This is a genomic window from Nitrosospira sp. Nl5 (assembly GCF_900102495.1).
GTDB lineage: Bacteria > Pseudomonadota > Gammaproteobacteria > Burkholderiales > Nitrosomonadaceae > Nitrosospira.
This window is the reverse complement of the sequence record NZ_FMVQ01000001.1, coordinates 199015-211418: the sequence shown is the minus strand read 5'-3', so window position 1 is coordinate 211418 and position 12404 is coordinate 199015. Positions and strand designations below refer to the sequence as shown.

The following is a 12404-nucleotide window of genomic DNA, read 5'->3' as shown; positions in this document are numbered from 1 at the left end:
GCGGCTCTATTAGACATGTTTTCTCTCCTCCCTTTCCGGTAAGGAAATTTGCCAGATGTAGCGGGGATTAAACGAGAAAATTGATGCCAGGAGGATAGCAAGAGTGCCAAGCGCCCATAGCGCGACTCCAGGCAATACGGTTGCCATGCTGGTCAGCTTGACGAATGCAACAATGGCGCCGAGCAGAAACACTTCCATCATCACCCACGGCCGCAGGATTTGAATCATGCGCGCCAATAAATTGAACCCGGGGTGATATCCAGACCTCGTTATTGAGGCAAATAAATAAATCAGGCCAAGAAGTTGCATCAATGGAAACAGGATTGTCGTGACCAGCACCAGGAATGCCACCAGCGGCATTCCCTGAGAGTTCAAGGAAAAGACCGCACCGATGAGCGTGGTCCGGCTGGCAATACCCTGAAGCTCCATTTCAACAATTGGAAAGATATTGGCAATAACGTACATGAACAAACTGGCAACCGTCAGTGGCAGAACGCGCCTACCGAGGGAACTCATGTCGCGTTCCAGTTCGGCGCCGCAACAGTTGCAGAACGCAACTTCGTTATTATCCATCGCTATCCTGCGGTGAATCGCATCGCATTCTTCACAGGCGATCAGGTCCGGGACTTCCTGCATCTTAATTTATTGAAGGTTAATTTTTTTAAGGCTCTCGCCACGTCGGAGTACGCCATGGCGCAACCTGTACTATGGTTAAGGTTCATTACCGCCGCAGAGAAATGGACTCGGCGTCGTGAACGCAATTTCTCGCTTTGTGCATAGTGTCTCACGATTCTATACCCGTTTTTGCCGTTTGCCATGCTGAAACAAATCGCTCGCCGGACTGTCATTTAAATGAGGAACGCGGCAAGGAAATCCGATGGACAAGAAAACCAAAATCAACTTCTGGTACGTCATCATCGCAGTACTCGGCGTTTTGCTGGCCCAGAGCCTTTATACGCAATACACAAAGGTCGAGCCTATCCCCTTCAGCCGCTTTCATACGTTGCTGGATGAAGGCAAGATCGCCGAGATCGCCATCACCGAGAACCATATTTACGGGACGCTCAAAGATAAGAGTGCTGATGGATTAAAGGATTTCGTTACCACGCGGGTGGAATCCGATCTGGCTGAAAAGCTGGATAAGCATAACGTAATTTATACCGGAGTGGTTCAGAGCACCTGGGTCCGCGACCTGCTGTCCTGGCTGCTGCCGATGGCCGTTTTCATCGGAATCTGGCTGTTTATCATTCGCCGCATGAATCAGGGCGGCATCAGCGGCGGCGGCCTGATGTCAATCGGCAAAAGCCGGGCCAAGGTGTTTGTGGAGAAAGAAACCAAGGTTACCTTTGCGGATGTGGCTGGCGTGGATGAGGCGAAGGATGAGCTGATCGAGATTATCAACTTTTTGAAGGACACCAAAGGGTATAGCCGCCTCGGCGGGCGCGCGCCCAAGGGTATTCTTCTGGTTGGGCCGCCCGGAACCGGCAAGACGCTCCTGGCACGCGCCGTCGCGGGGGAAGCGGGTGTTCCGTTCTTTTCGATTTCCGGCTCTGAATTTGTGGAGCTGTTCGTTGGAGTCGGTGCCGCCAGAGTGCGAGACCTGTTCGAGCAGGCGCGTCAGATGGCTCCGGCAATCATCTTTATCGATGAACTGGATTCGCTCGGGCGCGCCCGCGGCGCCTACGGGCTGGGCGGCCACGATGAAAAGGAGCAAACGCTCAACCAATTGCTGGCTGAACTTGACGGTTTCGATTCCAAAAGTGGCGTCGTGCTGCTTGGCGCAACCAACCGCCCGGAAATCCTTGACCCGGCGCTGTTGCGTGCCGGGCGGTTCGACCGGCAAGTACTGGTGGACCGGCCGGACAAAGTGGGCCGTGAGCAGATCCTCGCTGTGCACTTGAAAAAAGTGAAACTTGATAACGACGTGAAACCGGAGCAGATTGCGGCATTGACCCCGGGTTTCACCGGCGCGGACCTGGCGAACCTGGTGAACGAGGCCGCCCTGCTCGCCACCCGGCGCAACGCCGCGTCGGTGGCGATGGGGGATTTCAACAACGCGATTGAACGCGTTATCGCCGGGCTTGAAAAACGCAACCGGCTGCTTAATCCGGTCGAGCGGCGCGTCGTGGCATTCCACGAGTTGGGCCACGCCATGGTGGCGCTGGCGCTGCCGGGTACCGACGAGGTACACAAGGTTTCGATCATTCCGCGCGGCGTTGGCGCCCTCGGCTACACGATTCAAAGGCCGACCGATGACCGGTTTCTGATGACACAAACAGAGTTGGAAAACAAAATGGCTGTATTGCTAGGCGGGCGGGCGGCGGAACAGGTGGTATTTCACGAGATATCGACAGGGGCGACGGATGATCTCGCCCGCGCGACTGATCTTGCCCGTGCCATGGTGCTGCGCTATGGAATGAGCGACGCCCTGGGCAATGTTGCCTATGATCGCGACCGTTCAGCCTACCTCCAAACCGGTATGCCTATGCCGCAGAATCGGGACTACAGCGAGGAAACGGCGCACGCAGTCGATAGCGCCGTGCGTAAACTCGTCGACCATGCGCTGGAGCGTGCTGTTGCCATACTCCAGCTTAACCGTGCCGTGCTCGATCGAACCGCGGAGGAGTTGCTCAAGACCGAGACGTTGAACCAGCCGCAGATCGAAGCGCTGAAACGCGAAATCATCATCGGACCCGCCAAGCCTTTGCTTCCGATAACGGCATAGCACCCGTGGAAATCAAACAGGCATCACGGACTAACTCGTGCCATGCCGCCGTTTCTATTTATAAAAATAATTTCTACATAGGCTCCGGTTCCTGTATACTCCGCGCGTCAATGGAAGGTTTCTCTATTTTTTACCTTTACCTTCTGTTGGTTTCATCGTTCCTGACCTCTTTTCGATTTTCAAGTCCCCAACGAAAATTGTGCGGTACCGTGGTTAGCGGCGATGTTTTATGTGTGCGCTAGCGGTACTTTGCCCATTAATCTCCGGCAGCCATCTTCTGCTCGCGCGCGTTAGGGCGCTTCTATAAAATTTCAACGTTCCAGCAGTCTGCCGGACTTGTCCGGCCGATACCAAGCAAGGCAGGCGCGAAGCGGCAATGATCCGCAACGCGAATGTCCGCAAGGAAATTTTGGCGTGCTGCATGTCAACTTATGCAAGCGTTAAAACGATTGAGCGCTGCCAGTCATGCAGCATGGAACCTGTAGCTTTATCGGACGCACCATATTTTCTCAATTTAATAGGAAAACAACGTGTCTTTTGAAAATCTAAATCTGCATCCACTCATTCTTAAAGCTGTTATTGACTCCGGCTACACCATACCAACTCCTGTTCAGGCGCAGGCCATTCCCGAACTGATCGCAGGGCACGATATCATGGCCTCGGCCCAGACCGGCACCGGCAAAACCGCCGCATTCATGTTGCCGGCACTGCATCGCCTTGCCACCCCTTCCCAGGTACACAGTCGCGGGCCACGTGTGCTGGTGTTGACCCCGACGCGAGAACTTGCGCTCCAGGTATCTGAAGCCGCCGCCAAATATGGCAAGCATCTGCCTCGGGCCAAAGTAGTGAGCATACTTGGCGGAATGCCTTATCCCTTGCAAAACAAATTGCTTTCGCAGCCGGTGGATATTCTGGTTGCGACACCTGGCCGTTTGATTGATCACATTCAACGGGGGCGTATCGATTTTTCGCGCCTGGAGATGCTGGTGCTGGATGAAGCCGACCGCATGCTCGACATGGGCTTCATTGACGACGTGGAGAGAATCGCTTCAGCCACGCCCGCAAACCGCCAGACTTTGCTGTTTTCCGCCACCCTGGACAGCGCAATCGACAAGGTCGCGGCACGCCTGCTGAAATCGCCCAAGCGCATCCAGATCGCAACGCAACAGGCAAGGCTCGATAACATCGAACAGCGGCTGCATTATGTTGACGACATGTCGCACAAGAACCGGCTGCTGGATCATCTGCTGCGCGACATGGCGCTGAAGCAGGCCATTGTCTTTACCGCCACCAAACGCGACGCCGATATGCTGGCGGACAATCTTGCCGCCCAGGGACATGAAGCCGCCGCTTTGCACGGCGACATGAACCAGCGCGACCGTACGCGCACATTGACCAGGCTCCGCCATGGCGGCCTGCGTGTGCTGGTGGCGACCGACGTCGCTGCACGAGGAATCGACGTGGTCGGCATTACCCACGTGATCAATTTCGATCTGCCGAAATTCGCCGAAGATTATGTGCACCGCATTGGCCGCACCGGCCGTGCCGGCGCATCGGGAATAGCGGTATCGTTTGCTTCAGGCAAGGATGGCGTCAACCTGAAAAAAATCGAACGCTTCACAGGCCAGCGGATTGCTTCTCATGTGGTACCCGGTCTGGAGCCACGATTCAAGCCACGCCCTGTTACCGGCGGCACCTCCAGGACTACGCCCAGCGTCGCCCATAAACGTAACCGTACATGGTCAAACGACAGCGGCCGCCACGCCACCGGCGCTAACAGCGCCAATGGAAATTGGGGCGATAGCCGTAGCCGTTCGTTTAGCGATAACCGGGAAAATACGCGAGGCAATGCCGGAGGAAACACCTTTAGAAACAGCGGCGTCCCGAGCCCTTATATCAGAAGCAAGTAGTATTCGGTTGATGGCAAAGTGGCCCGGCAAGTCCGGGCCATTTGCATGGGATAAGCGAAGCGCAACTCGCCGCAATCAGTGGTATGGCTTATCGCTTTCTTATCGCCTTCCCCCTTCCTGCAAAAACATCATGCAGGAAATAAGAATGGCCTGGACAGCCTCGGTCATTTTCCTACTCCGGCTGGTTGCGCATGAAATCCGCCGTCTGGTCAAACCCCATGGCAAGTTTTTTGCGTACTTCGTCGTCCAGTCCGATGTCCAGCATCGCCTGGTACATGCAGGATAACCATTGATCACGCTCGGGGCTGCCTATGGGGAAAGGCATATGGCGGGTACGCAAACGGGGCTCGCCGTATTTCTCCGTATATAACGAAGGACCACCAGTCCAGCCCGATAGAAACATAAACAGTTTCTGCCGGGAATGGGTCAAATCTTGCGGATGAAGCTTGCGAACACCGAAATACTCAGGTTCCTGGTCCATCAGATCGTAAAAGCGGTCGACTAGCTGGCGGATGACCCTTTCTCCGCCTATCCGTTCGTAGGATGTCGCAAGATGCATTTCACTCCTCCTTATAAAACCTTCAATTGCTTATTCCCCGTGTCCAACCAATATTGTCCGGTAGCTTTCGTTATTTATTTGATAATGGCTGGCGGCTTCTCAGCATACGCAATATCCAGTAAATAGCCAGTGCGGCAAGCAAATGCTTTATTGTATGGCCGCTTATCCACTGCCCAAGATCATAAACCTCCCGATCTCGCATTTCCGCCAGCTTGGCGACGCCATACAACGTCATCACTGTATAGATGTCGGCACCGCGGGTATATCTGGACGGAAAAAGGATTCCAAGCAGAAAAATAAGCAGCAGCGAATAGAACTGTACGACAATATAAAAGTTCAGGTTACCCGCCCCACGCTGTTCGCTCCAGTACCAATGCATCACGCTTCCAGCTCCGGCCGCAATCAGAAAGGGCAATAATTGCAAGCCCCTTCTGGGACTGACGCGTTCACCCAGCGTCGCGGCAAGCAGCGCCATGATGCCCATTGCTATTGGCAGCCGGTCCCAAACCAGCCGCTCATTGCCCGGCGCCAGATGATAGTAGGCTGAACCCAGCGATGCCAGCGCCACGCTCAGGAACAGAATCAGGTAAGGCCAGCGCTCGGGCAAAGCAACAAAGGCTTTGGCCGAATGGGATCCGCTGGATCGGAGTAAAAATCCTAAACCTGCTATTCCTACGAGCAGAAAAGCGCCGTTGGAAACAACATTCAAAAAATTAGGAATACCGAAATAAGTGCGTTGGTCGGCAAATCGGTGATATTCGGCAGGCTGGGCAATCGGTGGCACAATCGCGGCAGCCAGAAGCACCCCCACCGAGAAAATGCCCAATGTCCACAATTTGCGCTGATTACTCACGATCATACAAGACATGGCTAAAAGTGCTAAAGAATGACAAACGTGCAATATTCACCGCAGCAAACCAAGCCAACCAAAGCGCACCGCTACATCATGGATTTGGGAGAAGGCAACCAAAAACAACAGATAACCGCCTAAAATATAGAAGATAAAAAACATGCCGATCATAAGCACCTTCTATGGAATTATAATTCAAATGTATTGGCGCGATCGCCGCCGCATTTTCACGCGCAATATGCGGAAGATGAAGTATTGATCGACATAGGAACCTTAAAGGTATTGAGAGGAACAATGTCTCGTCGCGCGCTGGCGCTGGTGTTTGGAATGGGCGCAAGAAGACCGCGACGAACTCATGGAGGATTGGGAATTATGTCAAGACAGGCAGTCACCAAAGAAAATATCGCCGCTTCTGTAGTCCCGCCGATACAAATAAAAGCGCCGTGGCAGGTAAAGACAGTTGAACCGCTTGACGGCTACCGGCTACGCATCCAGTTCATAGATGGGCTAGAAGGCGAGGTCGAAATGGCCGAGTTTGTACACGCATCCGACGCCCGGAGTTTTTGCGGCTTTGGCCGACCCGGAAATATTCGCCCAGGCCCATGTAGAGCTTGGCGCGGTCACATGGCCGGGTGAGCTTGACCTGGCCCCGGACGCCATGCATGACGAGATCGAAAAAAACGGGGTATGGAAGTTGTGAAATGCCGCGCGACCCCTGGCGCGCCTAACCGCCTGCTTTCAGGAGCAACTCGGCTTACTGATCCAAATCTATGAACCCCTAAATAAATTGCGGTGCGATAATGTATTTCTCCAGCTTGTTATTTTGCTGGGGAAACTCATGATTGAAGGGGGAAAGGGAGGTGCGGAAGCCTGGACTGGATACCTCTTCGGCGTGGTTGTATCAATATCTGCCTCACTTTAAAGTCAGGCCCAACTTTGAATCACAAATGCCACTACATATTGAAACACCACTAATTGAATCCCGCTCGATCAGCCGTAAAGTGGGTCAATCCATTTGGCTGAAAATGGAGTCCGCGCAACCATCCGGCTCTTTCAAGGCCAGAGGAATCGGGTATGCATGCGAAGAATATTTAAAACGGGGGGCAAAACGCTTCATTGCGTCATCGGGCGGGAATGCGGGGCTGGCGGTCGCTTTTGCTGGGCGGCGTCTTTCGGTTCCTGTAATCGTCATCGTGCCGGAGACAGCTTCAAAGCGGGCGGTAAATTTGATGTGTTTAGAGAACGCGGAAGTTATAGTCCAGGGGAAGTCTTTGGACGAAGCGCACCGATTTGCCCTGTCACTCATGCAACCTGACGATGCATATATACATCCTTTCGATGACCCGCTGATTTGGAGAGGTCATGCCAGCCTGATTGATGAAATATTCCGTGCTGGTCTAAAGCCTGATGCAATCGTTCTGTCAGTTGGGGGCGGCGGTCTCCTGTGCGGCGTTATAGAAGGATTGAGGCGGAATAGAGGTGCCGATGTGCCTGTCATCGCTGTTGAAACTGAAGGCGCAGATTCCTATGGGAAATCCTTAAAAGCAGGATTTCTTGTCGAGCTTGCAAACATATCGAGTATTGCGACGACGCTAGGAGCGCGCATAGTTTGTGAACAGGCATTGGCATACTCAAGAGAGCACTGTATCCAAAGCGTTGTGTTGCCGGACCAGGCGGCCGTTTCTGCTTCTTTGCAGTTTTTGCAAGACCATGGAATTGTGGTTGAGCCTGCGTGCGGCGTTGCGCTTGCTGCAGTTTACGAAAAAGTTGCGGCGTTATCCGAATATAAAACGGTATTGGTTATCGTGTGCGGCGGTGTTGGTTCTACCGCTGATCATTTAGTCGAGTTGGCACGTCGGGAATATGACGGAATATAATCCCACTTTGGTTTGAGCATTGGCATTTCCTTGTTCAGCAAATGGGGTCAGGATCTTCATGGCGGTTGGATAATCATTTGCTTTGAAAGCTTTCAAGCCTTCATCAAGACCGGCAAAGCTAGAAGTTGAGAGTATTAAAAAAATTAGCCAAAATTTCGGCATAAAATAATCCTATTTAGAGAGGGTATCCCGGAATCTCCGGAGAGCGTCGTATATAAGAAAAATGCCCTACTCCTGCTACAGCTCTGCTTGGTTGGGAGCGGCATATAGGCTTATAGATCAACCCAGATATAATTTGGGTCATCGGGGTTGCCATAGCGTTTGATAGCCTCCCGATAAAGTTGAGGTGTATTCTTCAAATCGAGCTTCCACATAATATTATTGCGATGAGCTCTCACGCCAGGCAACTTTAAACCTAGGTCTTCACTAACTTCTCTAGTCGTCATCCACCTCGCGAACCGACGCATAACTTTTTCTTCGCTTGGCGTTAGTTTCGATGCGGGTAGTGGGTTTATCACTTTTATTTTTGGCAAATTGCGATCGAGATAAAACCCGCCAGCTAATACAACCTCAATCGCCAAAATTAATTTCGCAAGTTCTGTACCTTTCAACAAATATCCCCTTACGCCTATATTTCTGGCTTCTGTCACATGCCTGGGATCGTTGTCGCTGGTGTATATCAGAAGAGGCAAATCAGGGTAGAGGGTGCCGAACTCCATCGCCAGATTGATGCCATTTCCATCGGGTAGAAAGAGATCGATTATTACCAGATGGAGGGCATTGCATTGTGCGAAATCGCGCGCTTCAGCTAACGTTCCGGCTGCAGCCACGATGTTAAAAGTCGGTTCAGCTTGCAGGGCGTCAGACAGCCCCTTAATAAGCACTGGATGATCATCGACGATCATTATGTTGACAGATTCTCGATTGGGCATGATAGGGCCAGGGCAATAAAGGATTTAAGGATAAGGAACGGTAGCAACCAGGCGCGTACCATCAGATGGAGAAGAAGTAACGGCCAGTTTCCCACCGACGACCTTCAAGTCATCCTTCATGCTGCGCAAACCGATGCTCGAGTTGGGATTGTTGTAAACAAGCTCTACATCAAAGCCCTTTCCATTGTCGCGAATTTCCATCTTCACGCAGCTTGTTGTGCCTTCGAGGAGTACAGATGCGCGGCTGGCTCCTGCGTGCTTGATGATATTTTCAAGCGCTGTCTTTGCGCTCATAAAAAGAGCTTCATTGACCTCCAAAGGTAAATATTTTATTTCGCCGACTGCAGCGAACTCGATGGGTGTGGCAACAGTGGACATGGCAAGAGTCAGTTCGTTTAACTGATCGCTCAAGGAAAGGTTAGGATCGATGATGGAAGTGCCCTTCATTATTTTACGCAAGTCACCAAGGACGCCACCAAGTTGCTTGGCGGCCGATCTGAATGACGCAGACTCCTTTATTAACTGGGGCGTCTGCGGCAATGCCCTCAAGGCAGCTTCAATATTCACTTTTATCGCTGTCAGCATTGATTGAATCCCACCATGCAGGTATTTAATTCTCGTTTCTTCCTCCGCTCGTGCATCTATTAATCGCTGTGTCAATGCCATAAGGTTGCTGTTCGCTTCACTGAGCCGATCGTCCAATACGGTTCGCTCCCTGATGTTGCGCAACAGACCCAGGAATATTACAACCATTGCGAGAAATGCAATTCCTGCAATCCAGAGCATCGTGTCCTCAATGTTGCGGGATACTCGTGAATCGATTTCTGACAGTGCATCATCGATGTCATCCAGGTAAACCCCGGTACCGAGCATCCAGCCCCAGCCCGGCACTTCAACCACATAAGCTCGCTTGGGCTTTGGATCCAGACTTCCTGTAGAGTATTTGGGCCAGACATAATCTTCAAAACCACCCCCCGACCGTGCAACGCGGATCAGGTCCTGGATAAGGAACTTTCCTGCAGGATCCTGAAAATTCCACATGTTCTCTCCCACCGATTCTATCTGCTTTGGATGCGCCAACAGCGTGCCGTCAAGGCTATAAAGGAATAGATAGTTATCCCTCCCATCATCCATCTTCTCCAGGATGGCCCTGGCTTCCTCTCTGGCCTCTGCATCCGTTCTGCCTGATTCATGGAGATGGGCGATTGTTCGCATCGCGAATTCCACATAATTCTTCAGTTCAGCATCCTTCATCGCGAGATAGGCCGGCTTGATAACCTCCCGCTGCTGTTGAGACAACGATATTGCATGGTGGCGTACTGTCAGCGCGATAGCACATAGCGCCAGCACCAGCGGCAGAACTGCAAACAGGGCAATTTTTTCACGTAGGGTCATGGCGTAACTATATCGAGCGGTTTTATTTCTCGCATCATCATTTCGATGAGCCTTTCTACTCGAAGCGCCATTTTGCTCCTTTCTTCCTTGTGAAAAACTCCGAATATCGGGCTAATTGTCGGAGAAAGAAATGGGTCATTTAATAAGGAAGGGTGGCTGGTTTATGCTCGCGCTGGTCGGCGCCTCCGCGTTTGCTGTCATTGCCCTGCAGCGGGGAGAATCAATCGGCGCCATCTGGATTGTCATTGCTGCCCTCTGCGTTTACACAATTGCTTACCGTTTCTACAGCCGTTTTATTGCAGAGCGTGTGCTGAGGCTTGACCCGGCACACATGACGCCAGCCCACAAATTCAACGATGGGCTGGATTACGTCCCTACAAACAAATACGTCCTGTTCGGCCATCATTTTGCCGCAATCGCCGGGGCAGGTCCGCTGGTCGGTCCCATACTCGCCGCCCAGATGGGTTACATGCCAGGCATGCTTTGGCTGCTAGCTGGCGTGGTCTTTGGGGGGGCAGTGCAGGACTTCACTGTGCTGTTCATTTCCACTCGCCGTGATGGCCGCTCGCTGGGCGATCTGATCAAGCTGGAAATGGGGCGGGCCCCCGGCATGATTGCCTTGTTCGGGACCTTCTTCATCATGCTGATCCTCCTGGCGGTGCTCGCACTCATCGTCGTCAAGGCCCTGGCCGAATCGCCATGGGGCACCTTCACTGTGGCAGCCACCATCCCCATCGCCCTCTTGATGGGTGTTTACTCACGCTTTCTCCGGCCTGGCGCCATCGGCGAAGTCTCATTGCTTGGCTTTATCCTGCTGATACTCGCGATAGTGGGTGGCCAGTATGTGCAGGACACCCCCTCGCTGGCTGCCTTGTTTACCCTGACTGGCGAACAGCTCACCTGGCTGCTGATCGGTTACGGCTTCATTGCTTCAGTTCTGCCGGTTTGGCTGTTACTTGCACCCCGCGACTACCTGTCCACCTTCCTCAAGATCGGCACCATTCTCGGACTTGCGATCGGCGTTCTCTTCGTTTCTCCCGAACTTAAAATGCCGGCCTTCACGCAATTTACCGATGGGTCGGGGCCAGTCTGGTCGGGGAGTCTGTTTCCCTTTCTCTTCATTACCATCGCCTGCGGCGCGATATCGGGCTTCCATTCCCTGATTTCATCCGGCACCACGCCCAAGATGATCGGGAACGAAACTGAAGCCCGCTTCATCGGCTACGGCGCGATGCTGACGGAATCCTTTGTCGCGATTATGGCTCTGGTTGCCGCTTCCAGCCTGGAACCCGGCGTGTACTTTGCCATGAACAGCCCGGCGGCAATCATCGGCACAACCCCGGAATCAGCTGCGCAAATCATATCCCAGTGGGGCTTTTACGTCACGCCCGAGATGATCACCCAGACCGCGAAGGACGTGGGCGAACATTCCATTATCTCCCGCACTGGCGGCGCGCCGACATTCGCGGTAGGCATGGCGCAGATCCTGTCGGATGTAATGGGTGGAAGGAGCTTGATGGCGTTCTGGTATCACTTCGCGATCCTGTTCGAGGCGCTATTCATCCTAACAGCGATAGATGCCGGTACGCGGGTAGGACGGTTCATGCTACAGGCACTGCTGGGAACGCTCATCCCGGCGATGAAGCGGACGGATTCTATCGCCGCGAGCTTTATCGCAACTGGTCTGTGCGTAGGGGGATGGGGCTATTTCCTCTACCAAGGGGTGGTCGATCCTTTGGGTGGCATCAATACCTTGTGGCCGCTGTTTGGCATCGCCAACCAGATGCTCGCAGGCATTGCGCTGATTCTCTGCACCTGCGTGCTGTTCAAGACCAAACGCAGCCGTTTTGCATGGGTCACGATGGTCCCCGCTGCCTGGGTCATCGCGTGCACGCTTACCGCCGCCTGGCAGAAGATTTTCCACGCCAATCCACGCATCGGTTTCCTTGCGCATGTGGATTCATATACGACGGCCCTCGCAGATGAGGTCCTGCTTGCCCCCGCGAAATCCGCCGCCCAGATGCAGCAGGTCATTTTTAATGATTATGTCAATGCATCGCTCACGGCCATGTTCATGCTGGTACTGATCAGCATCCTGTTTTTTGGCATCAGAACGATTCTTTCAAAAGGAAAGTAAGGAGATATCCGAATGTTAT

10 protein-coding genes and 1 pseudogene are annotated in these 12404 nt (G+C 53.0%); 6 read left to right on the top strand and 5 right to left on the bottom strand.

Annotated features, from left to right (window positions below):
* Positions 1-9: 9 nt before the first annotated feature.
* Positions 10-573 (bottom strand): paraquat-inducible protein A, encoded by a 564-nt coding sequence (locus tag BLP45_RS01035; RefSeq protein WP_256327619.1) that lies wholly within the window; start codon positions 571-573, stop codon positions 10-12.
* Positions 574-877: 304 nt separating this feature from the next.
* Between BLP45_RS01035 and ftsH the strand changes: the two genes are divergently transcribed.
* Both ftsH and BLP45_RS01025 read left to right on the top strand, forming a co-directional pair.
* Positions 878-2725, top strand: a complete 1848-nt coding sequence (ftsH, locus tag BLP45_RS01030; protein ID WP_090368919.1) for an ATP-dependent zinc metalloprotease FtsH — start codon at positions 878-880, stop codon at positions 2723-2725.
* A gap of 530 nt (positions 2726-3255) precedes the next feature.
* Positions 3256-4635 carry a DEAD/DEAH box helicase gene (locus BLP45_RS01025; RefSeq protein WP_090368917.1) on the top strand — a complete coding sequence of 460 codons (1380 nt, stop codon included), beginning with the start codon at positions 3256-3258 and terminating at the stop codon, positions 4633-4635.
* Positions 4636-4807: 172 nt separating this feature from the next.
* Here the strand turns inward: BLP45_RS01025 and BLP45_RS01020 are convergent, their stop codons facing one another.
* Entirely contained in the window at positions 4808-5194 is a 387-nt protein-coding gene (locus BLP45_RS01020) for a group II truncated hemoglobin (RefSeq protein ID WP_090368915.1), read from the bottom strand.
* Positions 5195-5264: 70 nt separating this feature from the next.
* Complete coding sequence (locus tag BLP45_RS01015) at positions 5265-6053, bottom strand: DUF6962 family protein (RefSeq protein WP_256327618.1); 789 nt, start codon at positions 6051-6053, stop codon at positions 5265-5267.
* Between the two features lie 195 nt (positions 6054-6248).
* Here BLP45_RS01015 and BLP45_RS15025 point away from each other — a divergent pair.
* From BLP45_RS15025 to BLP45_RS01000, 3 genes and pseudogenes are all read left to right on the top strand, one after another.
* Positions 6249-6314, top strand: a pseudogene (locus BLP45_RS15025) (hypothetical protein); the annotation flags it as partial.
* Between the two features lie 301 nt (positions 6315-6615).
* Entirely contained in the window at positions 6616-6744 is a 129-nt protein-coding gene (locus BLP45_RS14830) for a hypothetical protein (RefSeq protein WP_371128725.1), read from the top strand.
* A gap of 160 nt (positions 6745-6904) precedes the next feature.
* Positions 6905-7921: a pyridoxal-phosphate dependent enzyme gene (locus BLP45_RS01000; RefSeq protein WP_256327617.1), complete on the top strand. Its 1017-nt coding sequence runs from the start codon at positions 6905-6907 to the stop codon at positions 7919-7921.
* Between the two features lie 272 nt (positions 7922-8193).
* Here the strand turns inward: BLP45_RS01000 and BLP45_RS00995 are convergent, their stop codons facing one another.
* Positions 8194-8826: a response regulator gene (locus BLP45_RS00995; RefSeq protein WP_176754616.1), complete on the bottom strand. Its 633-nt coding sequence runs from the start codon at positions 8824-8826 to the stop codon at positions 8194-8196.
* Positions 8827-8877: 51 nt separating this feature from the next.
* Positions 8878-10248 carry a cache domain-containing protein gene (locus tag BLP45_RS00990; RefSeq protein ID WP_090368909.1) on the bottom strand — a complete coding sequence of 457 codons (1371 nt, stop codon included), beginning with the start codon at positions 10246-10248 and terminating at the stop codon, positions 8878-8880.
* 130 nt (positions 10249-10378) lie between these two features.
* On the opposite strand from BLP45_RS00990, the gene BLP45_RS00985 reads away from it, so the two are divergent.
* Complete coding sequence (locus BLP45_RS00985) at positions 10379-12385, top strand: carbon starvation CstA family protein (protein ID WP_090368907.1); 2007 nt, start codon at positions 10379-10381, stop codon at positions 12383-12385.
* Positions 12386-12404: the final 19 nt, after the last annotated feature.